The organism is Paraburkholderia lacunae, assembly GCF_003353175.1.
Classification (GTDB): Bacteria; Pseudomonadota; Gammaproteobacteria; order Burkholderiales; family Burkholderiaceae; genus Paraburkholderia; species Paraburkholderia lacunae.
Genome location: NZ_QHKS01000006.1, coordinates 317500 through 338331, shown reverse-complemented (window position 1 = coordinate 338331; position 20832 = coordinate 317500). Strand labels below are relative to the sequence as shown.

General features: G+C 63.4%; 19 protein-coding genes and 1 pseudogene. 6 read left to right on the top strand and 14 right to left on the bottom strand.

What is annotated here, in order from left to right:
- Window positions 1-27 precede the first annotated feature (27 nt).
- Complete coding sequence (locus DLM46_RS11765) at window positions 28-1542, bottom strand: glycoside hydrolase family 68 protein (protein WP_244306128.1); 1515 nt, start codon at window positions 1540-1542, stop codon at window positions 28-30.
- Window positions 1543-1821: 279 nt separating this feature from the next.
- Here DLM46_RS11765 and DLM46_RS11760 point away from each other — a divergent pair, with 279 nt between their 5' ends.
- Window positions 1822-2835, top strand: coding sequence for a substrate-binding domain-containing protein (locus DLM46_RS11760; protein ID WP_115100960.1), 1014 nt, complete (start codon window positions 1822-1824; stop codon window positions 2833-2835).
- 42 nt (window positions 2836-2877) lie between these two features.
- Here DLM46_RS11760 and DLM46_RS11755 read toward each other — a convergent pair whose 3' ends face one another.
- Both DLM46_RS11755 and DLM46_RS11750 read right to left on the bottom strand, forming a co-directional pair.
- Window positions 2878-3840, bottom strand: coding sequence for a substrate-binding domain-containing protein (locus DLM46_RS11755; RefSeq protein WP_115100959.1), 963 nt, complete (start codon window positions 3838-3840; stop codon window positions 2878-2880).
- 98 nt (window positions 3841-3938) lie between these two features.
- Window positions 3939-5288, bottom strand: coding sequence for a leucine-rich repeat-containing protein kinase family protein (locus DLM46_RS11750; protein WP_115100958.1), 1350 nt, complete (start codon window positions 5286-5288; stop codon window positions 3939-3941).
- A 310-nt stretch (window positions 5289-5598) separates the two neighbouring features.
- On the opposite strand from DLM46_RS11750, the gene DLM46_RS11745 reads away from it, so the two are divergent.
- On the top strand, window positions 5599-6189 hold the full coding sequence (locus DLM46_RS11745) for a methylated-DNA--[protein]-cysteine S-methyltransferase (protein ID WP_115100915.1): 591 nt from the start codon (window positions 5599-5601) through the stop codon (window positions 6187-6189).
- Between the two features lie 301 nt (window positions 6190-6490).
- Window positions 6491-7270, top strand: a complete 780-nt coding sequence (surE, locus tag DLM46_RS11740) for a 5'/3'-nucleotidase SurE (RefSeq protein WP_115100957.1) — start codon at window positions 6491-6493, stop codon at window positions 7268-7270.
- A gap of 53 nt (window positions 7271-7323) precedes the next feature.
- On the opposite strand, the gene DLM46_RS11735 is transcribed toward surE, so the two are convergent.
- Window positions 7324-7947, bottom strand: coding sequence for a glutathione S-transferase family protein (locus tag DLM46_RS11735; protein ID WP_115100914.1), 624 nt, complete (start codon window positions 7945-7947; stop codon window positions 7324-7326).
- 372 nt (window positions 7948-8319) lie between these two features.
- On the opposite strand from DLM46_RS11735, the gene DLM46_RS11730 reads away from it, so the two are divergent.
- Window positions 8320-8898: an NnrU family protein gene (locus DLM46_RS11730; protein WP_115100913.1), complete on the top strand. Its 579-nt coding sequence runs from the start codon at window positions 8320-8322 to the stop codon at window positions 8896-8898.
- 357 nt (window positions 8899-9255) lie between these two features.
- On the opposite strand, the gene DLM46_RS11725 is transcribed toward DLM46_RS11730, so the two are convergent.
- The 4 genes from DLM46_RS11725 to DLM46_RS11710 form a co-directional block, all read right to left on the bottom strand.
- Window positions 9256-10044: a DUF899 domain-containing protein gene (locus DLM46_RS11725; protein WP_115100912.1), complete on the bottom strand. Its 789-nt coding sequence runs from the start codon at window positions 10042-10044 to the stop codon at window positions 9256-9258.
- Window positions 10045-10096: 52 nt separating this feature from the next.
- Window positions 10097-10723 (bottom strand): glutathione S-transferase family protein, encoded by a 627-nt coding sequence (locus DLM46_RS11720; protein ID WP_115100911.1) that lies wholly within the window; start codon window positions 10721-10723, stop codon window positions 10097-10099.
- 98 nt (window positions 10724-10821) lie between these two features.
- The gene (locus tag DLM46_RS11715) at window positions 10822-11253 is read right to left on the bottom strand and encodes an SRPBCC family protein (RefSeq protein WP_425273975.1); all 432 of its coding nucleotides are present in this window, start codon (window positions 11251-11253) and stop codon (window positions 10822-10824) included.
- The gene (locus tag DLM46_RS11710) at window positions 11250-11585 is read right to left on the bottom strand and encodes an ArsR/SmtB family transcription factor (protein WP_115100910.1); all 336 of its coding nucleotides are present in this window, start codon (window positions 11583-11585) and stop codon (window positions 11250-11252) included. The genes DLM46_RS11715 and DLM46_RS11710 overlap by 4 nt, the downstream gene beginning before the upstream one ends.
- Window positions 11586-11666: 81 nt before the next feature.
- Between DLM46_RS11710 and DLM46_RS40185 the strand changes: the two are divergent.
- Window positions 11667-11879 (top strand): annotated as a pseudogene (locus DLM46_RS40185) (aldo/keto reductase); the annotation flags it as partial.
- On the opposite strand, the gene DLM46_RS11700 reads toward DLM46_RS40185, so the two are convergent.
- Both DLM46_RS11700 and DLM46_RS11695 read right to left on the bottom strand, forming a co-directional pair.
- Window positions 11854-13005: a branched-chain amino acid ABC transporter substrate-binding protein gene (locus DLM46_RS11700; protein ID WP_115100909.1), complete on the bottom strand. Its 1152-nt coding sequence runs from the start codon at window positions 13003-13005 to the stop codon at window positions 11854-11856. The pseudogene DLM46_RS40185 and the gene DLM46_RS11700 overlap by 26 nt on opposite strands.
- A gap of 129 nt (window positions 13006-13134) precedes the next feature.
- The gene (locus DLM46_RS11695) at window positions 13135-14364 is read right to left on the bottom strand and encodes an NAD(P)/FAD-dependent oxidoreductase (RefSeq protein ID WP_115100908.1); all 1230 of its coding nucleotides are present in this window, start codon (window positions 14362-14364) and stop codon (window positions 13135-13137) included.
- A gap of 435 nt (window positions 14365-14799) precedes the next feature.
- Between DLM46_RS11695 and DLM46_RS11690 the strand changes: the two genes are divergently transcribed.
- Window positions 14800-16203 (top strand): aminotransferase-like domain-containing protein, encoded by a 1404-nt coding sequence (locus DLM46_RS11690; protein WP_115100907.1) that lies wholly within the window; start codon window positions 14800-14802, stop codon window positions 16201-16203.
- Between the two features lie 58 nt (window positions 16204-16261).
- Here DLM46_RS11690 and DLM46_RS11685 read toward each other — a convergent pair whose 3' ends face one another.
- The 4 genes from DLM46_RS11685 to DLM46_RS11670 all read right to left on the bottom strand — a co-directional run bounded on the left by DLM46_RS11685 (window position 16262) and on the right by DLM46_RS11670 (window position 20759).
- A complete protein-coding gene (locus DLM46_RS11685) occupies window positions 16262-17332 on the bottom strand; it encodes a rhodanese-like domain-containing protein (RefSeq protein WP_115100955.1) in 1071 nt (356 codons plus the stop codon).
- A 146-nt stretch (window positions 17333-17478) separates the two neighbouring features.
- Entirely contained in the window at window positions 17479-18132 is a 654-nt protein-coding gene (locus DLM46_RS11680; protein WP_115100906.1) for a peroxiredoxin, read from the bottom strand.
- A gap of 414 nt (window positions 18133-18546) precedes the next feature.
- Entirely contained in the window at window positions 18547-19374 is an 828-nt protein-coding gene (locus DLM46_RS11675; protein ID WP_115100905.1) for a putative hydro-lyase, read from the bottom strand.
- A 62-nt stretch (window positions 19375-19436) separates the two neighbouring features.
- Complete coding sequence (locus tag DLM46_RS11670; RefSeq protein ID WP_115100904.1) at window positions 19437-20759, bottom strand: MFS transporter; 1323 nt, start codon at window positions 20757-20759, stop codon at window positions 19437-19439.
- Window positions 20760-20832: the final 73 nt, after the last annotated feature.

The window sequence follows — 20832 nt, the reverse complement described above, 5'->3', positions numbered from 1 at the left end:
TAGACTGCCTTGCCGCGCAGGGTCTTATTAGTTGCCGTTGCCACCTTGATTGCCCTGACCGCCCTGATTGCCCCGGCTGGCGTCGGCGTTAGCCGGAATGTCGCCGTAGCCGCCCAGACCACCCTTGCCATAGAGCCGGTCGAGGTCGGTCGAATCGCCGTGAATATTGAGCTTCACGGTCGGCGCCAGCGTGCCGCCGCGGCGCGGACCGACCGCGTCGATGAACGATTCGACCAGACCGCCCGGCATCACGTAATGCGAGTACGACTGGAAGGCTCGCGGATTCTGATTCGGGTCCAGCGCGTACGGAGCGCCGATCGGCTGATCGAAATCGGTCGGATTGCCGAGCACCAGGCCGCTGCCCTTGTTCAACGGCAGGAAGTCGCTGCGAATGCCGTTGCCGACGAAACCGTACACGCCGTCAGGACCGTCGACGCCCGCGGCATAGGTCGGCCGGTGGCTGATCGTGAACAGGTAGTACTTGCCGTCCTTGATGTAGATCTGCGGACGCTCGGTCTGATCGTTGACGCAGTTGGCCGACAGAAGCGGCGGCAGGAACTTCCACTGCGTGAGCTGCGGGTTGGTGGCCACCGCCAGACCGACGTTCGCCTTCTGATAGGTCGCGCCGGAATTCATCACCGCGTTGAGGTCTTCCTTGTACGGATCGTTGGGCGCGTAACCCAGATCGGCCTCGGTACAGGTGCGGGCGCCGCGCGGGCCCGCCGTGTTGCCTTCGAACACCATGAAGGTCTTGCCCGGATGCGCCGGGTCGACGAACACGAACGGATCCCGGAACGAGTAGTACACGTTCTGATCGCGCGACTGATACAGCTTGCCGTCCGGTTCGAGCAGCGCGTCGTGCTTGTCGAAGCCGTCGAACCACACGTGCTTGTCGTCGGCGTGGATGTGCCCGTCCGTGCGCGTGATGATCGCGATCGGCGGCGTGATGTCCTGGCCGCCCTCAGCCGTGCGGTTGAACGACAGCGCGGTGTAGTAGAGGCTGACGTTGTTGCCGTTCAGCATCCGCGCGGAGCCCGACCATTCCGCGTTCTGCGTCATCGGCGCAGTGCCGAAGACCTTCACGCTCGCGCCATCCGGGAACAGATGCCCACCGTAGGTCCATCCACCGTTCGCCGGACGCAGCGCGGCCGGAATTCCGGCACGGCGATAAAAGAAACCGATGCGCGCGTGCACGTGACGGTCGTCGAACGAATAGCCCGCGTGCGGATCGGCGGTCAGCGAGAAGATCACTTCCCAGCCCTTGAAGCTCAAGTTGTTCGCCTTGACGTCGGACAGCGGCCACGTGTCCCACACCCAGACGTTCGAGTCGATCAGCGGGAAGTCCGCCGGAATGTCCGGCATGGTCAGCGCCGCCGGCAGCGAATTCTTGTCCGCCGCCGTCGCGGTATGCGATTGCGCCTTGATCTGCCGGACATCCGCGCGCGTCCAGCGCATCGTGAAATTGCTCTCGGGGTCATACGCCTGCTGCGAGTGCGGGGTCGGCGCGGGGAATCCGTCGACCGCGTGAGCCAGCGTGGGCATCGCCGCGGCGGCCAACAGGGAACCGGAAATCAGGCCGGCGCGCAGGCGGGTGCGGGCTAACGTCGCTGGTGGAAGTGGGGGGCATTTCATCGTGACCGCGTCCTTATGGGTGAGGAGAGAACCTGTAAGATTTCGCAACAAAACCGGTTTGGATGCTAAGCCAAACCGGTTTGGAAGTCAAACGTTTGCGCAAGCCATGTAACATGCCGTGTGTTTCGGCACGGGGCGGCCTGCCAGGCCTTGCTGGCAGCCGGAAACGGGGTTCACGAGGGTGTCACGGTGAAGGTCAATTTAAAAACGCTATCCAGCTCGCTCGGTCTTTCGCGCACCACCGTCAGCCGGGCGCTGAACGGCTACGACGATGTCAGCGAAGCGACCCGCGAACGGGTCAGAAAAGCCGCCGAAGAGCTGGGCTATCACGCGGACCCGACGGCGCGCCGCCTCGCAACCGGCCGCGCGGAGGCCGTGGGCATCGTCTATCCGTTTGGGGCGTGCGATCTCGGCGATCCCCGGTTTGGCGAGGTGGTTGCCGGCATGACGGAAAGTCTTGGCGCGAAGGGGCTCGATCTCTTTATCGTCTCGGCGCGGCCGAATGCGGAACTCGAGACGTACCGCCGCCTTGTCGAAGGCAAGCTGGTGGACGGCCTGGTCGTGGCGCGTACGCTGATGGACGATCCGCGTATCCGCTTTCTCCAGGAGGAGAATTTCCCGTTTATCGCGTACGGCCGCACCAACAGCCCGGTGCCCTACGGATGGTTCGATTTCGACAATGAAGCAGGCGCCCGCGCGGCGACCCAGCGCCTGATCGATTTCGGGCACCGCAGAATCGCCATGGTCAGCGCGCCGCAGACCATCAGCTTTGCGGCGCAACGGCGCGCTGGTTTCCTGAGCGCATTGCGCGAGGCGAATATCGAGCCGGAGGCATCGCTGATCGTCGAATGCACGTTCGACAGAACGGGAGGCTACGAAGCAACGCGCGCCCTGCTGAACTGCGCCGATGCGCCGTCAGCGGTGCTGATCGACAACAACATTGCGGGCACGGGCGCGTTTCGTGCCATTGTCGACAGCGGCAGGCAGATCGGCACGGACATCTCCCTGATCGTCTACGACGGCGTGCCGCCCGATGTTGCTTTCCCGTACACGGTGACCTCGGTCGTGCAGCCTACCGGGCACGCGTCGGGCAAGATCATCGGCGAACTGATCATGGGCGCGATTGCCGACAGGGCGCATTGCGAGCAGCGCCTGGCGCTTCCCTTGATCGAGCCAGGCGACACAGACGGCCCGCCCCGCTGACAGCGCGAGTCGACCTGCGACGCGACTGCAATCAACAGTCGCTCAAAGGTTCTCTTGCGTGACCAGTTGCAGCGGCGTCTCGATGAAGCGCGACAACTCGCTCTGTTTTTTCCCTTCGGCGATGGCCTTGAGCGCGACGTCGATGCCGAACACGGCCTGCCGGTCGGCGAACTGGTTCATCGTCGCGAGCACCCGGCCGCGCGCGAGCAGCGGTTTGATGGCGTCGATATTGTTGTAGCCGGTGACGTAGACGCTGCCGGTTCTGCCCGCATCGCGCACGGCCTCGACCGCGCCCATCGCCATATTGTCGTTGCCGCACAGCAACGCGCGCAGCCGCGGATGTTCGCTCAACATCCTGGATGCCGCCGCCTTGCCTTTGCCGGCGTCCCACTCGCCGGAGCGGACGGCGACGATCTCCATGCCTGCCGCGCGCATCGCCTCTTTGCTGCCTGCGGTGCGCTGCTGCGCATTGCGGTCGGCGGAAATGCCTTCGATGATCCCGACCTCGTCGCCCGCCTTGAGTCTGCGGGCCAGATAGTTGCCCACTTCCAACGCGCCTTTGCGGTTGTTCGGACCGACGAACGGCACGGTGATGCCCGCGGCGCGCTGGGATGCCTCGTCGAGTGAGTTGTCGATGGTGATCATGATGATGCCCGCTTTGACGCCCCGCGCGACGACGGGCGTCAGCGCTTTCGAATCAGTCGGTGCGATCACGATCGCGTTCATCCTCGCACGGATCATTTCGTCGACGATGCGGATCTGGGCTGGCGTATCGGTTTCCGCTGCGGTTCCTCGAACCGTCAGATCGAACTGCGATGCGAAGTGCTTCTGGTAATTCTGCGCGGCGCTCGCCATCGCCACGGCGTACGGGTCGGCAAGAGACTTCAACACGAGCGCAACCGTCAACTTGCCGCCCTGCATCGCATCGGCGCGAGCCGCGCCTGCCAGGCCGGCCGCTGCAAGCGTGCCGGCAACCAGCACACGGCGGCGCATCCTTTGAGTCATTGCTTCTCTCTCCTCCTTGCCCAGGCTTGCGAACGGTCGCCGCGCCTTCACATAAAAACGCCGCGACATTGTACTGACTCGACTGAAGGAGCCATGCATTACTCCGTTTCGGCAGAACCCGCCAGCGCAGACAGACGGGAGGCGATCTCATCGAACAACGGCCTGCTGCCCACGTCCTCACTCAGGCACTCCGCCTTCAGTGTTTCGAGCTTCGTCACGATGCCGTGCGCCTCGTCCCGCACATCGCATCGATCCATCAATTCCTCGAGCAGACAGCCATACGCCCGCACTTCCAGCCGCTGAAGCGCAAGCCCGAGCGCCGGATCTTCAGGCGCGTGGAAAGAGGCCGCGCCAAAATCGCCCAGCAACGCCCGGCCTTGTCCGCAATGCAGAATATTGTGGGCATACAGGTCTCCGTGCATGACGCCTTGCCGATGCAAATGACAAGCTGCCGAAGCGATGCCATGTGCGATGCGTAACGCGGAAGTCAGATCGAAACGGGTGTCGGGACCGTAGATGTCGCGCGTACACGATTCCAGACTCGGCGGCCCGGCAAGGTTGCTGTATTGCGGATCGATCAGTTCCATGACGAGCCCGTGCGCGCCCGCCGGATGGTCCTTCACTTTGCCCACTACCGGAATCAGATTCGGATGATCGCCGGCACGGATGCAAGCCGCCATCTCGCAGTCCGGCAAACCATCGCTCGTCACCGCGCCTTTGAACAACTTGACGGCCACCGAGCGAGACGCGTCCCTCGCCGTCCGCAGAAGCGCCGCACGGTAGATGACACCGGAAGCGCCCTCGCCCAGTGGCTCCTCGAGCCTCAAGGTGCCCCAGTGAATCTCGGCGATCGGCGTGTCGGTCAGCGCCGCGGTCTCCCGCGCTGCGCCGAACGGATTGCCGGCATACGCGAGCCAGGAAAGCCGTGGCAGACTCGGCAGCCACGCGGGCAACTCGCTCAACTGGTTGGCCGCGAGGCGCAGAAGTTCGAGCCGCGTGCAGGCGGCCAGCGTCTCGGGTAAGGTCTGCAACCGGTTGCCGGCAAGCATCAGCTTCTGTAGCTGGGTGCAGTTGCCGATTTCGGCAGGCAGCGTTTCGATTTCGTTGTCGGTCAGGATCAGCCAGCGCAGTTGAGCGGGAAGCGATCTGCCTGACACCTTGCGTATGCGGTTTGCCTTGAAGCCGATCATGCTCAATTGCGAGCATTGCCCGAGAACTTCAGGCAGTTCGGTGAACAGGTTGTCGGAGGCGAAGACGATGCGCAGCTTGCTCAGTCGCGGCAAATCCGCGGGCAGCGTCGAGAGCGCATTGCCGGACAGGTCGAGGATTTCCAGCGTGTCGGACAGATCGAAAATCTCGCGCGGAAATTCGGTCAGTCCGCAAGCCAGTTTGAGGCGTCGGGTACCCGCCAGTTGTCCGGCCCGCAGTTGTTCAAGTGTGGTTGTCACAATCGTAGAGAAGATATCCGGGTTGCCGGTGGGCATCGTGCCCTGGGTATCGATTCTAATCCGCGGCGCGCGCGGCCACCGCGACAGCGCGAGGTGGCGAGCGAATTTTGGTCACCTCGCCTGGTCACCTCGCGTTAGTATCCGGACACGCACTGAAGGCCGACGCGAGGAATTGAATAGCAAGATCCGGCGCGCCTCCAGACAATCCGCGGGTTAAGTTATCGGCTATCGGCACGATTTCATCGCGGGTTCACGAACCCGCGTGGGCGGCCCGCCATCTGCGCCGCCAACCAGCCAGGAGTTGAGCAAAATGATCTACGCGTACAAGTTGATGGACTCTCCCGTCGGCAAGCTGAAGCTCGTTGCAAAAGGCGACCGGTTGAGCGCGATTTTGTGGGAGAACGACAAGCCGAACCGGGTGCGTCTGCATCAGATGGTCGAAGCCAACGATCGTCCGATCCTGATCGAAGCCGAGCGGCAACTGAACGAATATTTCGCCGGCACGAGAAACCAGTTCGACCTGGCGCTCGATTTCGAAGGGACCGGCTTCCAGAAAAAGGTTTGGGACGCGTTGTTGACGATCCCGTTCGGCGAAACGCGCAGCTATAAGGAAATCGCCGCGCAGATCGGGGACCTCAAGGCCGTGCGGGCGGTTGGTGCGGCCAATGGCAAGAATCCGCTCTCCATCGTCGCGCCCTGCCATCGCGTGATCGGCGCTTCCGGCGATCTGACGGGTTTCGCCGGCGGATTGGCGGCCAAGCAATTTCTGCTGTCGCTCGAATCCGGACAGACTTCGCTGGACATGAATGCGGCTACGGGCAGCGACGAAACGCAGGCGCAACCCGCACGGCAACCGTCACGATCGGCCAAGCAGACGTCGCTGTTCGGCAACGGTGGATAGGTTGGGCGTCTGTGACGCTTGGGGCTGAGCCCGGGGCTGAGCAGCATCGTCAACACAGGTGCTCAAAAAACAGAAAATCCCGCAAAACGCGGGCTTTTCTGCTGACTGCTGACTGCTACACCGACCGCTTAGAAGCGGTGACGGATACCCACCGCGCCGACAATCTGCGAGTCGGTCGACGAGCGGCTCACGCCGACGATATCCGCCGTGATGCCCTCGTCGGCCGCTCGCTGCGCACCACGCCCTTCCTGATAGCCGGATAATGGGGCTTCCGTTGACCGATCGAGAGGAGATTGCAGCGATGTCTGCCTATGAATCCAAAGTACCGCGGGCGCTGTTGACGAACGACGATGGTATCGACGCGCCCGGTCTCGCCGTGCTCGAAGCGGTTGCCGCCGAGCTCGCGCACGAAGTCTGGGTGGTCGCGCCCGAGCATGATCAGAGCGGCACGTCGCACTCGATCAGTCTGCATTCGCCGCTGCGCGTCAGCCGCCAGGGCGAGCGGCGTTTCGGCGTCGTGGGCACGCCCGGCGATTGCGTCGTGATGGGCGTGCGGCATCTGATGCGCGACGCGCCGCCCACGCTCGTTCTCTCCGGCGTCAATCGCGGCGGCAATCTCGGCGTGGAGACGATGTTCTCCGGCACGGTCGGCGCGGCCATGACGGGTCTGTTGCTCGGCCTGCCGTCGTTCGCATTGAGCCAGACTTTCAGCGATCGCGACAAGGTGCGCTGGGACACCGCGCGAACACTTGCGCCGGGCGTGATCCGTCAGTTGCTCGCGATCGAACACGATGTCCCGACCTGCCTGAACATCAATTTCCCCGATGTCGACGCCGCCGCTGCCGGCCCGCTCACGCCGACCAAGCAAGGCGTCGGGCTCGTCGAGGATATCGAGGTGCTGCCGCAGGTCGATCCGCGTGGCTTTGCCTATCATTGGCTGCGTTTCCAGCGCGGTGCGCGCGCGGACGACCCTGATAGCGAAACGGCTGTCGTGGCCTCGGGACGTGTGTCGGTGACCCCGCTTGCCTTCGATCGCACGGATGAACGCACATTCGCTAAGCTCGCTGCGTCGTTGCGCTGACGGCCGGCTCGCATGCCGCGCTCACTGCCGATACTGCCAGCTTGCGTTGCCGGTTACGGTAGCCCGTTCCCGCAATAGGCGGCGAAACCCGGGCGTTGCGCCAGGCGTTCGAAATAGTCGGACACCGCCGGGAAATGAGGACGTTCTAACGGGGTGCTGAACCAACGGTTCACGGACAGCCCCACCGGTATGTCGGCGAGCGAAAATCGCTCGCCGGCAACGAATGCCCCGGTCGCCTCAAGCTGCCCATTCAGTATGCCCATGTGCCTCGACCAATTCCGGCACGACAGACTGATCTCGTTGCGATCCTGATGAGCGGGCGACTTCCTGACCAGACCGAGAAACGCGTAGCTCCATGAACGATTCAGGTCCGTTGCCTGCCAGTCCATCCACTGATCGACGCGGGCACGCGCCAGCGGATCGGCCGGATAAAGATGCTCGCCGCCGTAGCGGGACACAAGGTAGCGAATGATCGAGTTGGATTCCCAGAGGACCAGGTCCTCGTCCTTGATGACGGGCACGAGGCCATTGGGATTCAGGGAAAGAAATTCAGGCGTGTCGGTCGATCTGAACCCCACGCCCCAATTCTCCTGTTCGAAAGGAAGTTGCAGCTCGGCACACGTCCAAAGCACTTTGCGAACATTGATGGAGGATGCCTTCCCAAGTATTTTCAGCATGCAAAGTCCTTGTAGTTGAGCGCGCGACCATTCTAGGAAAGTGCAAGCGTCGTTGAAATGGACAGTTCCATGCACATGATCCAGTCCACTTTCGAGCCGCCGCAGGTGCCCGCCTCCGATCTGAAAACCTCGCTCGAAAGCCACTGGAACCCACCTGCGGTACACGAGTACGGCGGCGCATCATGACAATAGCGTGTCAGGCGGCTACGCCTCGCCGACTATCATGTTCGAGCGCTGCGCGTAAATTTCACCTACGCTTTCTACCAGGTATGGTAGCTTCGCGATCAGCCTTCACGGCCGGCGGTGAAGATCGGCGATGTCCCGCCCGCTCAAGACAAACCGAACTGAAATCGATCCACGGTGGAGCCCGACATGACAATACTGATCCTGGGATTGCTGATCTTCTTGGGCGTGCATTCGGTGCGCATTGTCGCCGACGACTGGCGCAGCGCGCAGATCGCACGTATCGGCGAGAAGCGCTGGAAGGGCATCTACTCCATCGCTTCGGGCATCGGGCTCGTGCTGATCATCTGGGGCTACGGACTGGCGCGCGCGCATCCCGTGTCCGTATGGATTCCGCCGACATGGGCGCGGCCCGTGGCGATGCCGTTGGTCGCCATCGCGTTCATCCTGCTGCCTGCCGCGCATGTCCCGAACAATCACTTCAAGACGCTGCTCGGTCATCCGATGGTCCTGGGCGTGCTGCTGTGGGCCTTCGCGCATTTGCTGGCGAACGGCACGTTGTCGGCCATCGTGCTGTTCGGCGCGTTCCTGCTTTGGGCAATCGTCGATTTCATCGCCGCGCGGCGACGCGACCTGCTCGCCGGGACCACCTACCCGCCGGCCAACGTGGCGCGCGACGGCATGGTTATCGTCTCCGGACTGATCGCATGGGCGTTGTTTGCATTCTTACTTCACGGATGGTTGTTCGGCGTGCGGCCCATGGGGTAGGCAACGCCATGCGCCTTCAGGGCGATCCGGCAGACGTCCCGTCCTTGCCGCGACGTTGAGACGCCACGGAGCGCGATAAAGCGAAAACACCGGCCATCCGGGCCGACCGGGCCAATGCGGCTAGTCGGCCACAGACCGGCATTGTGTCGAGCGTCGTCCTGGGATCCGCTTGCCCGCCGGGAGCATTCCCGAACTGACTGGCAGCCAATACGGAGCCAGCGGCGGCGCCAACCGCGATGAATGCGATCGCTATCCGGCGCAGCCGGGCGCCGCGAACCAGCCACGTCCTGAATCTGGTTCGCCAGGCGACCAGCAAGGTCATTGCAAGTGCAACAATCGCGCAGCACATCGCTCAGCCTATGTATGAGCGTGAGCGCCGCAGGCGCATGCCGGGGCCTGATAGCGGCCGTTGCCTTCGACTACTCCGCCCTGGCCATACATGTTGTGCGGCCGGGCCCAGTCGACCAGGGAGTGAAACGGACCGTTCTCGTTGCGCCCCTTCGGCAACACGTCCAGCAGCCCGTAAATCCCAAGGAACTGCTCGCCGCCACGGCAAAAGGTCGAATAGGTCAGGAAGATCTCGCCCGCTGCGTTCCTGAAGAAAACGCTGTCGCCCGAGAGATCCTGCAATCCCGCGGCCCAGTCCGGCGCCGGCTGAAAGTTATAGAGCGCTTCGCCTGAAGCGATCTGCTCGGCCGTAAAGGAAACATGGAAGTCGTAGTTGAAGTCGCTGCGCGAGGAAGACACCCACCGGAAGCGCCATCCCATACGCTGGCGCACCGCCTCTATTTCGGCGATCGGCGCCCGTGCGACGGCGACATAGCTCACGTCGTTGTTCTCGAGGTGCGGCAGCAGCGGACCGATATGGTCCACCTCGAGCGAACACCCGACGCACTGATGCTCGACGCCTGGGCCCATCATGAAGTGCTTGATGAAGAGCTGGCTGCGTCCATCGAACAGGTCCGACAGCGTAACCGGTCCGTCCGGCCCATCGAATACATACTCCTTTTCAATTTTCATCCAGGGCAGCTCGCGCCGCTCGGCGGCGAGCGCGTCCTTGCGACGCGTCAGTTCCTTTTCCCTGGCAAGGAATGCGACCCGCGCCTTGACCCATTCATCAAGCGACACAACGCTGTGCGTTTCCATGTTTCAATCCTTTCCGAAGTATGGGCGGGGTTAGGACCCGCCTGGCGGAAGCTCACGCGTTTGCCGCCGTTCTCGCCGGAAACGGCTCCCGCCATGCGTCGATTGCGTTGAGCTGATCGTGCCAGCGCCGGACCTCCGGAAACTCGTCCAGAGGCATCGCCGCCCGTTTCGCGTAGGGAAGCGTCACTGCGACGGAAAAGTCGGCCACCGTGAGGTCATCGCCGACAAGCCACTTGCGGCCCTTGAGATGCTGATCGAGCACGCCGGCAAACTTGCGAAACATGCCCTGCCCTTGCGCCACCGCTGACGGATCAGGGTCGCCGAGCCCGAGCTGCGGCTTGATCAGGTATTCGAAGTAAAGCGACCCGCCATGCCGATAAAAATGCTGGCTATTCCAGCTGAGCCAACGCACGACATCGGTCTGGCGCGCGCCTTCCGGCCAGAGACCTGAACCCGTGCGCTGCGCCAGATGGCAGATGATAGCGTCGGCCTCCCAGATGCTCCTGTCGCCGTCAACCAGACATGGAACCTTGCCGTTCGGGTTGATCGCCAGATAGCCAGGCGCGTTCTGTTCGCCTTTCTTCAGGTCGACAAAGACATACTCCATCGGCACACCGAGATACTTGGCAACAGCGCATGCTTTCCGGGGAGCCAGGGTTTCAGCGTAGTAGAGCTTCATCGTCGACCTCTATATGAGTTGCATCTGATTTGAAGATCATCTGTTGCGGCCTCGCGAAGCACCGCACGGGATGCGCTTGCATCACCGGTCTCTTCCAGTCAGGCGAAGAGCGCTTCGAGCTTGTCGAGCGCGCCGTTCCAGCCGACGTAGTGGGCGTCGCGAGCGACTTCGTCGAAGAACTGGGCATGGGTAAAGTCGAGTTCGGTGCCTTCCGCGACAGGACGCAGCCGGATCGTCACGAGCGACCGGCGCTCGGGCATGGTGACCCACTCCCACGTGAAGACGAGCTTGCGGTCCGCTTCGACTTCCCTGTATTCCCCGCGGCAATCGTGCGTTTCGCCGTCCAGCGTCTGAAACACGACGCGGAAGCGGCCGCCGACGCGCGGGTCGGCTTCGGCGCTCAACACCGGTCCGCCGTCAGGTCCCCACCACCGCACCATCAGTTCGGGCTGGGTCCATGCTGCGTAGACCTTCGCCGGCGACGCCTTGATGCGCCGGACAATGGTCAGGCTCGGCTGCTCCTTGATCATTCGTCATCCTCCTCAACAAAGCCGGCGAGTCGATCGAGGCTCGCGGACCAGAACCGCTCGTAGCGCTTCAGCCAGGCCATCGCCTCTTCCATCGGGCCGGCGATCAATTCCACCGAAACAGTTCGTCCACGCTTGGTGCGCGACACCAGGCCCGCGTCGCTCAGCACATCGAGGTGCTTCATGACCGCGGGGAGCTTGAGCGGCAGCGGACGGGCGATCTCAGTGATCGACAAGCCGGGCTCCCGCTCGAGACGCGCGAGAATCGCCCTGCGTGTGGGGTCCACAAGCGCAGAAAAAGTACGATCGAGTTGACTGACTGGAGACTTCACCATATGGCGAACTATAGGCGATGATTTTCCGCTGTCAAGGTGTTGTTCAGGTTTTCATGCGCTATTCATGAATCGCGCTCAGGCGACCGGCCGGTCGCCAGCGAGCCGCTGTATAACCTCGTCGACCGCGCGGCGAAGGTCGAGCAATTGCCGGCGGCGGCGCATCACTACGGTCTGGGCGTGTCGTACAGCCCGCTGGCGCGCGGCGTGCTCAGCGGCAAATACGCCGTGGATGCGCCGCCGCCCGCCGCACGGTTTAACACGCGCGACACTAGACGCCGCTGCCGCCCACCGTCTTCACGCTCTTCCATTGTCCCTGCTGGACCTGGAACAGCGTGTAAGGCGGCTTGATCAGGTCTCCGTACGGATCGAATGTGATCTTGCCCGTCACGCCCGTCACGCTGACCTTCGACAGGTTATCGACGATCTTCGCGCGGTCGAGCGAATCGGCGCCGTGAACCGCCTTGATCATCGCGAGCGCGGCGTCATACGCAAACGGCGCGTACAGTTCGACATCCTGATTGAAGCGCGCCTTGTAGCGCTTGCCGAACTCCTGCGCGGCCGGCAGCTTGTCCAGCGCCGGACCCGGCTCCAGATCCTGCGTACCGTCTCCCGCCGTGCCGGAAATCTGCAGGAAAGCATTGCTCTTCAACGCACCCGCGCCGAACAACTGCGCGGGCATGCCGAGCGAGCGCATCTGCTTGACGAGCATCGCGCCCTGTTCATCCAGGCCGCCGAAGAAAATCAGATCGACGTTCTTGCTCTTGAGCGTCGTCAGGATCGCGCGGAAATCGACCGCTTTGTCGTTGGTGAATTCGCGGTCCACGATGTTGCCGTTCGCTTCTTTCGCGCCTTTCTCGAAGGCGTCCGCGAGTCCTTGCCCGAATGCCGTGCGATCGTCGATGATGCCGATGCGCTTCGCCTTCATCTGCTCGACCACGAAGTGCCCTGCCACCACGCCGCCGATGCCGTCATGCCCCATCGTGCGAAACACGTTCTTGTAACCCTGCTTCGTCAGCTGCGGATTAGTCGAACCCGGCGTAATCATCGCAACGTTCGCCTGATGGTAGACCGTCGAGGCCGGAATGCTGCACCCCGAGTTGTAGTGGCCGATCACGCCGACCACGCCGTCATCCACCAGTTTCTGCGCGACCTGAATCGCCACGCGCGGATCCGCCTGGTCATCCTGAACGTCGAGCACGAACTTGACCGGCTTGCCGCCGATCGTGGGATGCCTGGCGTTCTCTTCGTCGAGCGCCAGTTGCGCACCGTACTGCAAATCCTTGCCGACCCGGGCAACCGGGCCGGTCAACGGTCCGACAAAACCAATCTTGACGACTTCCGGATCGGCAGCCCACGAAATCGGCACGTGCGTGCCGAGTGCGCAGACGGCCAGTGTCAAAAGCCAATAGCGGCGATTCATGATGCGCTCCTTGCGAGATGTCACGTCGCGCGTTGTGGTGATCGACCGGTTCGATGCGCGACGCGTCGAAACCGTCCTGCGATGCCCGCTGTGAAATTTGAACCTATGCTGCGAATCCCTCCGCGAAATCTAGAAACGTGTGGCCGCGTACGGCGCGAGATCGAGTGGGGGCTCACGCCGCGCAATCAGATCGGCGACGATACGCCCGCTCACGCCAGCCAGCGTCAAGCCAAGATGCTGGTGGCCGAATGCGTAGATCACACGGTCGCTTGCACGCGAACGTCCGAGCACCGGCAAGCCGTCCGGCAAGGTCGGCCGAAAACCGAGCCAACTGCTGTCGGGCGTATCGAGCGCGGGCAACGCGCGCTTCGACGAGAACGTCAGCAGGTCGAGCAGCGAGCGATTACGCGTGTCGCTGAAGCCGCCGAGTTCGACGGTGCCCGCGACCCGAATGCCGTCGCTCATCGGCGTCATGTAAAAGCCGCGCTCGGCCCAGCCGACCGGCCGTGAAATCAGCTGCTGCGCGCCTGGATAGCGCACGTGATAACCGCGCTCGGTATCGAGCGGCACTACGTCGCCGCATTGTCTGGCGAACTGCGCGGAGTGCGCGCCGGTCGCGATCACGACGTGGCTGAAGGGCCGCGCGGCGCCGTTGACCTTCAGTCTCACGCCATCGGCCGACGGCTGCACCACGCTGACCGCCGAGTGATCCAACGCCAGCCCTTGCGCGGCAAGCCGCTCATAAAGCGCCTGCAAAAAGCCCCGCGGATCGGAAAAATGCCAGCTGTCGCTGAACAGCACGCCGCGCTCGAAAATGGGCGCCAGCGACGGCTCGAGCCCGCGGATGTCCGCGCCGGCAAGCACGTCGAACGCCACGCCGAGCTGGCGGCGCAGATCGAGCGCGGCACCCGCGGCGTCGAACGAAGCCGCATTCGAATACAGATAAAGACACTCGCGCGGCCGGACGAAACGCGCGAGTTCCGGATCCGCCAGCAGCGGCGCGTAGCCCTCCTGCGCAAGCGCGAGCAACGCGGCGAGTGCGCCGGCGCTCGCTTCATAGCGGCGCGGCAGCGAACTCACCATGAAGCGCACGAGCCACGGCGCCAGATGCGGCAGATACTGCCAACGCAGCCTGAACGGACTGTTCTTCGACAACAGGAAGCGCGGCAGATCGCGGAACACGGACGGGTTGTTGACCGGGATGCACGCGTAGTGCGCGAAGGTCCCGGCATTGCCGAACGACGCGCCCTGCCCCACGCCGGACGGATCGAACAGCGTGACGCGATGACCGTCGCGCATCAGCGCCGCGGCGCTCGCGAGGCCGATGAATCCCGCTCCGACGATGGCGATATCCGGCATTACTTGCACCCGTCCAACGCTGATGCGCCGATCCGCGACAGAGATCCGCTGACGGCGCCGGGTTTCGGGGCGGCCTCGGGTACGGCGAACGGCACAATGCTCATGGGAAAAACTCCAGCTGACAGTGCCAGGACACGCCCTGGCGATGCCTCAAAGCACCCTAATCGGACCAACTCCGCGGACCAACTCTGCGGACAAACTCTGACACATAGAATCACACAATATTTTTTTGTGTGCAATTAAAACGAGTCTTGTGTGGCCCTGGCATTTTCCCTGGATGGTGATTGGCGCGGTCCTTGCGGCGTGTCGCGGCGGCGCCGCTGTCTGCCGGACGCCCCATCGGTTGAGGCTTGCAGTCGGGCTTGTGTGGTATAGAATCGGCACACATCCGCAAAACTGCGGACAAAGACGATTTTGTATGGAGACATCTGACTCATGGCTTCTGGCAAAGACGCGGCGCAACGCGCCAACGGTGCGCCGGCGCGAGCGAAGCGCTCCACGTATGTCGAGGTGTCCAGCTCGATCGAGAACGAGATTCGCAGCGGCATTTATCCGCCCGGCAGCCGTCTGCCGCCGCAGCGGCAACTCGCGACTGAGCTGGGCATCAACGTGTCGACGGTGTCGCGCGCCTACAAGGAATTGCAGCTGCGCGGGCTGGTGATCGGCAGCAAACGGCGCGGCTCGCTCGTCACCGGCGGCGCGATGCCGAGCGTCGAGCCCGCGCGGGCGCTGAACAACGCGGCGATCGATCTGACCGTCAACCGGCCGGCCACCGGCGAATTTCTCACCTGCCTCGCGCGCACGCTCGCGGAGTTGCCGCAGGATCCGCGCTACCCGCAACTGCAGGAATACCAGCCGCCACAAGGGCCGACATGGGCGCGCGCCGCCGGCGCTCGCTGGATCGCCGCGCCGGGCTTTACGCCCGCACCCGATCACGTGGTCGTGACAAGCGGTGCGCAGCACGGCCTGTACGCCGTGCTGAACAGCCTGATCGGCACGGACGGCGTGATCCTCGCCGATCAACTCACCTACTACGGCCTGAAGGCGCTCGCGCCGGTTTTCCAGTTCGAAATCGTCGGCATTCCGAGCGACCGCGATGGCCTGCTGACCGATGCGGTCGAAGCCGCCTGCCGGCGTATGCCGGTAAAGGCCATCTTCACGGTGCCCAATCTGCAGAACCCGACTGTCACGACGATGAGCCTCGAGCGCCGCATGGCGCTCGTCGACATTGCCCGACGGCACGGCGTGGCGATCATCGAGGACGACGTCTATGGGCCGCTGGTATCGCAGCGCTTGCCGACCATCGCGAGTCTTTGCCCTGAGCTGACGTTTCATATCGGCGCAACCTCGAAGATCCTCGCGCCTGGGCTGCGGCTCGGCTATCTGCTCAGCCCGCCAGACAGTTCCGCGCTCTGCGCGGAGGCGGTGCGCACCACCGCATGGATGCCCGCGCCGATGTCCATGCTGATCGCGTCGATCTGGATCGAGGACGGCACCGCGCGCCACATCATGGACGCGCAACTCGCCGAAATTCGCGCGCGCCAGGATCTCGCGCGCGAGCTGCTGCCGCAGGAGCTGCTGCAAACCGATCCGGCGTGCATGTTTGTCTGGCTCAAGTTGCCGCCGCCGTGGCGTGCGGATGATTTCGCCGCGAATGCGAAGGCGCGCGGCGTGGTGGTGATGCCGTCGTCGGCGTTTGCCGTCGACCGTTCCGAAATCGAACACGGCGTGCGGATCAACCTCGCGTGCGCGACGAGCCGCGATCAACTGGTGAGCGCGCTACGGCTGTTGACGGGAACGCTCAAGGACCGTCCGCGCGCGCTGTTCGGAACGATCTGATCCCGCCAAAGTATTGAAGAACCGCCAGGCCGTCGAATCGCGCCGTGGCGAAGGACGGCTACATCTCGCCGTTCTCGACGGCGCGGCCTTCCGCGCGCCAGCGAAGCATGCCGCCGGCGAGATTGGCGACGGCTTCGAATCCTGCCTGCCGCAGGATGGCCGTGGCTTGCGCCGACCGTCCGCCGGCCCGGCAGACCGTCACGATCGGGCGCTCCCGAGCGAGCTCGCCGGCGCGTGCGGCCAGCTCGCCAAGTGAAATGAGCCGGGCATCGGGAATGCGCCCTAGCGGCCCGTCGAACTCGGCAGGCTCGCGTACATCGACGATCTGGACCGAACCGGGATTTTCCTCGAGCCATTGCGGATCGATTTCCCAGATGCCCGCAAAGGTGTAGGTCAGCGGCGCCCAACCGGCCTCGGCCATTTGCGTGGGAACGCCCGCGGCGAGCCCGCATTTCAGATTCGCCGGCACCGCTACGTCGATCTGCCTCGGATGCGGCAGCCCCAGATTCGTCATGTAGACAGCGAAGTCGTCCTCGCAAAGCGCACCGCCCAGGCGCGGATTGAAGCGCCGCTCCTCACCTGCGCTCGTGACGGTCAGACCGCGATAGTCGTGGGCCGGGTAGAGCAGGCACGCGTCGGGCAGCGTGAAAATCTGCTCGTGGACAGCCCGGAACATCGCGCGCGCATCGCCGTGCTGGAAATCCGTCCGGCCGGTTCCGCGAATCAGCAGGCAATCGCCGGTAAACGCCATGCTCTCGTCGTCGAGCACGAGGCTGATGCAGCCGTTCGTATGACCAGGCGTGGCACGCACCGTCAGATACCGTGCGCCGAATCCGCATCTGTCGCCATGGCTCAGGTAGCGGTCAGCGCCCTCGGCGCCGCTCGCGGCCGATATCGCGATCCGGCTGCCCGTGCGCTGCTTGTGCATCCACGCGCCGGTCACATGATCGGCGTGAACGTGGGTGTCGATGGTATACAGCAGGCGCAATCGCAGCTCGCCGATCAGTGCGGTGTCGCGGCGTACCTGTTCGAATACCGGATCGATCAGCACAGCTTCCGCCGTAGCGCTATCGGCAAGAAGATACGTGTAGGTGGACGATTGCTGGTCGAACAATTGCCGGAAGATCAGCACGATGGCGCTCCGTCGCCCGCGCTTGCGGGTCTTCGAGAATGGCGGCAGAAGCGGCGCCGCCGAGCCGCCCTGCAATCAGCGGGCGTCACGGCGGGCACCGGCCCGGATTGGCCGGCACCCGCCGCCCCGCTTCAGCCGGCCCGTTACTTCGGTTGCTGCACATACCGCAGATACGGTTTCAAGGTTTTGAATCCCTGCGGATATTTCTTCCTGGCGTCATCGTCCGAGACAGATGTCGGAATGATGACGTCGTCACCCGGTTTCCAGTTCACCGGCGTCGCCACCGTGTGCTTGGCGTTCAGCTGCAGCGAATCGAGCAGGCGCAGCACCTCGTCGAAATTACGGCCCGCGCTCATCGGGTACACGAGCATCGCCTTGACCTTCTTGTCGGGCCCGATGAGGAACACCGAGCGTACCGTTGCGTTGTCCACAGCGGTGCGCGGGCCGCCGCTCGCGTTCGGGTGAATCATGTCGTAGAGCTTCGCGACGTTCAGATCCGCGTCGCCGATCATCGGGTAGTTGATGGCATGTCCCTGCGTCTCTTCGATGTCCTTCACCCATTTCTGGTGGTCGCTCACGGGGTCCACGCTGAGTCCGATGATTTTCGTGTTGCGCTTGTCGAACTCCGGCTTGAGCCCCGCCATGTATCCCAGCTCAGTGGTGCAAACGGGCGTGAAGTCTTTCGGATGCGAGAACAGGATCACCCAGTTGTCGCCGATCCATTCATGAAAATGGATCGTCCCCTCGGTCGTTTCAGCGGTGAAATCGGGAGCTTCTTCTCCTAATCGAATCGACATCTTCCTCTCCATGAAAGGGGTCGCCAAGGTACCGCCGCCGCTGTCGAAGCGGCGGCGTCCGGCTAACAGGGTTGTAGTCAGACGAATGGTTGATTAACGATCGGCCGCCGGCTCATTGGACTGCTCATTGGACTGCTTAAGGGACTCTGCTCATTGCCCTGCACTGCGGCGAGCACCTTCAGCGAACGCAGCTGATTCAGAGGCCCTCTCCAATAGCCGTAACGCGGGAGGTCGCGCTTATAGCGTAGAACAAAATAAGGATTTCACTACGGCCAACATGCAGTGCAAACCCGCAGGCCTTTGCGGCGACGGGATGCTCGCCGTGGTGCCGGGGTAGCACCGGCGGCGGTGGCGGTGGCGGTGGCGGTGGCGGTGGCGGTGGCGGTGGCGGTGGCGGTGGCGGTGGCGCCGATCTTACCGAATCAGCTTCAGATCCTCGGTCCTGACATCGCAAACCAGCATGTAACCGGGGGCGTGAGTGATGCATATCGGCGGCCGCGCTTCCACCGCCGCAGCCTGAGGCGTGACGCCGCAACCCCAGAAAACCGGAATCTCGCCGGCGCGGATTTCCGTCGGCTCGCCCTCATCGGGCACGTCCACATTCGCGATGCCGATCAGCGCCGGATCGCCCATGTGGACCGGCGCACCGTGCGCACCCGGCAACGGCCGACAAACCTCATAGGCGATCGCCGCTTCGGCCGGCGTATACGGCCGCATCGACACGACCATCGGTCCGCGAAAAGCGCCAACGGGTTTCGTCTGAATGGAGGTGCGGTACATTGGAACGACCTTGCCTTCGTCCACGTGCCGCACACGCAGCCCCGCCAATTCCAGAGCGTGCTCGAACGATAGCGAACAACCGAGCACGAAACCCACGAAGTCGTCCTGCCAGATCGCGGAGATATCGTCCCGCTCCTCCACGAGAGCGCCACCGCGCCAGACCCGATAGCGTGGAATGTCGGTGCGCAGGTCGACGTCATCGCCCAGCATCGGCACAAGACTGCTGCCGGCCTCGGTCATGCCGATGAGCGGACAAGGCGTGGGATTGGCGCGGCAGTACCCGATGAAATCGCCAGCCCACGACTGCGGCAGAATCACGAGGTTTCCCTGCGCAAAGCCGGGCGCCATGCCGCTCGTGTTGCCGTTGAATCCGGCGCGAATGCGTGCTCTCGCACCGCGAGGCGTGGCCGCCCAACCGGGCAGGATATTGCCTCGTGGCGCTTCGCTGATTGCCTGCTTCATGACAAGGTCTGCTAGCCGGAGTGGGTTGATATCGGGTTGAATTCTGTTCGGCGGATTGGCCTTTACAGCAAGGAGGCATCCGCCGTTTCGCGCGTCCTGGTCAGCGTCAGCAAAGCGATGGCCGCCGCACCGACGAGTATGAACGCGGGACTCAGCAGGTTGGCGGTCTTGCCGATCAACGCGGTCGCAATGTAAGGCGTCACGCCGCCGCCGAAAATGGCGCCGAAATTGAAGCTGAAGGCCATCCCGGTGTAGCGGACCCGCGTCGGGAATTGCTCGGCATAGGTCGGATATCCGACCGATTGAACGACGGGCATCGGCAGCGCGACGATAAACATCGAGAGGAAAGCGAGAGCGAGATTCTGGTGGTTCATGAGCATCATCATCGGGAACACCAGCACGATGTATCCGGCAAATCCGATCGCCAGCACGCGGCGGCGGCCGATGCGGTCGGACAGTCCGCCCCACACCGGCATCAGCACGGCCATCGAAATGCTGACGATCGACATGATCCAGTAGACGCTCGCCTTGTCGTATTTCAGGTACGTGGTCATGTAGATGTTCATGAAGACGAAGCCCACCCAGTAGCCGGCATTCTGTCCGAACGAAATCAGGAAGACCTTCAGCATGGCCGCGCGATGGTGCGCAAAGACTTCCTTGAGCGGCGCTTTCAGCGGCTCGCTGTGTTCGAGCGTCTTCCTGAATGCAACCGACTCTTCGACCCGTTTGCGCACACAAGCCGATATCAGCACGAGCGGAACCGCCGCGAGGAAGGGAATCCGCCAGCCCCAGTCGTGCAGCTGCGACGAGCTGACGAGTGCGGTAGTCAACCCGCAGACTGCCGCGGCAAGCGCGCCGCCCAATGCGACACCGACTGGCGTGAACGCGCCGTATAATCCGCGGCGTCCGCGAGGCGCGGATTCAGCGACATAAGCCGCTGCACCGGTCACCTCCGCGCCCGAGAAAAATCCCTGCGCCAGACGCACCACCAGCAGTGCCGCCGGCGCGAAGACTCCTGCGCTCGCCGCAGTCGGCAGCAAGCCGACGACAGCGGTCGCCATGCCCATCCCGATCACGGTCACCAGCAGGATGGCGCGGCGCCCGAGCTTGTCGCCGAGACGCCCCAGTACGATTCCGCCGACTGGACGCATGAGAAACGCACTGCCGAAGATCGCCAGGATCGACAGCAGCGCGGCGGTCGGATTGTCCGACGGGAAGAACAGCGGCCCGATTACCGCGGCCATGTAACCGTACACGCCGAATTCGTAGTATTCGATCGCGGTTCCGACAGCTGCGGCGGTCGCTGCCTTGCGAGCGACTTGCCTTGTCGAGAGGGGCGCAGCCGGGATGTCTGCGTCGAGGGTGGCGGTTGGGACGTGGGGCATTTTGCGTTCCGTTGTGAGGATGAAAGATGGACTACGTCCCGCCGAGGCCGGGGTTGAAGTCGAGGTTGAAATC

Excerpts from the sequence above, each read along its gene's own strand:
- DLM46_RS11765 (WP_244306128.1), bottom strand. The coding sequence starts at position 1,542 with ATGCCCACGCTGGCTCACGCGGTCGACGGATTCCCCGCGCCGACCCCG.
- DLM46_RS11755 (WP_115100959.1), bottom strand. The coding sequence starts at position 3,840 with ATGACTCAAAGGATGCGCCGCCGTGTGCTGGTTGCCGGCACGCTTGCA.
- DLM46_RS11745 (WP_115100915.1), top strand. The coding sequence starts at position 5,599 with ATGATCTACGCGTACAAGTTGATGGACTCTCCCGTCGGCAAGCTGAAG.
- surE (WP_115100957.1), top strand. The coding sequence starts at position 6,491 with ATGTCTGCCTATGAATCCAAAGTACCGCGGGCGCTGTTGACGAACGAC.
- DLM46_RS11735 (WP_115100914.1), bottom strand. The coding sequence starts at position 7,947 with ATGCTGAAAATACTTGGGAAGGCATCCTCCATCAATGTTCGCAAAGTG.
- DLM46_RS11730 (WP_115100913.1), top strand. The coding sequence starts at position 8,320 with ATGACAATACTGATCCTGGGATTGCTGATCTTCTTGGGCGTGCATTCG.
- DLM46_RS11725 (WP_115100912.1), bottom strand. The coding sequence starts at position 10,044 with ATGGAAACGCACAGCGTTGTGTCGCTTGATGAATGGGTCAAGGCGCGG.
- DLM46_RS11720 (WP_115100911.1), bottom strand. The coding sequence starts at position 10,723 with ATGAAGCTCTACTACGCTGAAACCCTGGCTCCCCGGAAAGCATGCGCT.
- DLM46_RS11715 (WP_425273975.1), bottom strand. The coding sequence starts at position 11,253 with ATGATCAAGGAGCAGCCGAGCCTGACCATTGTCCGGCGCATCAAGGCG.
- DLM46_RS11710 (WP_115100910.1), bottom strand. The coding sequence starts at position 11,585 with ATGGTGAAGTCTCCAGTCAGTCAACTCGATCGTACTTTTTCTGCGCTT.
- DLM46_RS11700 (WP_115100909.1), bottom strand. The coding sequence starts at position 13,005 with ATGAATCGCCGCTATTGGCTTTTGACACTGGCCGTCTGCGCACTCGGC.
- DLM46_RS11695 (WP_115100908.1), bottom strand. The coding sequence starts at position 14,364 with ATGCCGGATATCGCCATCGTCGGAGCGGGATTCATCGGCCTCGCGAGC.
- DLM46_RS11690 (WP_115100907.1), top strand. The coding sequence starts at position 14,800 with ATGGCTTCTGGCAAAGACGCGGCGCAACGCGCCAACGGTGCGCCGGCG.
- DLM46_RS11680 (WP_115100906.1), bottom strand. The coding sequence starts at position 18,132 with ATGTCGATTCGATTAGGAGAAGAAGCTCCCGATTTCACCGCTGAAACG.
- DLM46_RS11675 (WP_115100905.1), bottom strand. The coding sequence starts at position 19,374 with ATGAAGCAGGCAATCAGCGAAGCGCCACGAGGCAATATCCTGCCCGGT.
- DLM46_RS11670 (WP_115100904.1), bottom strand. The coding sequence starts at position 20,759 with ATGCCCCACGTCCCAACCGCCACCCTCGACGCAGACATCCCGGCTGCG.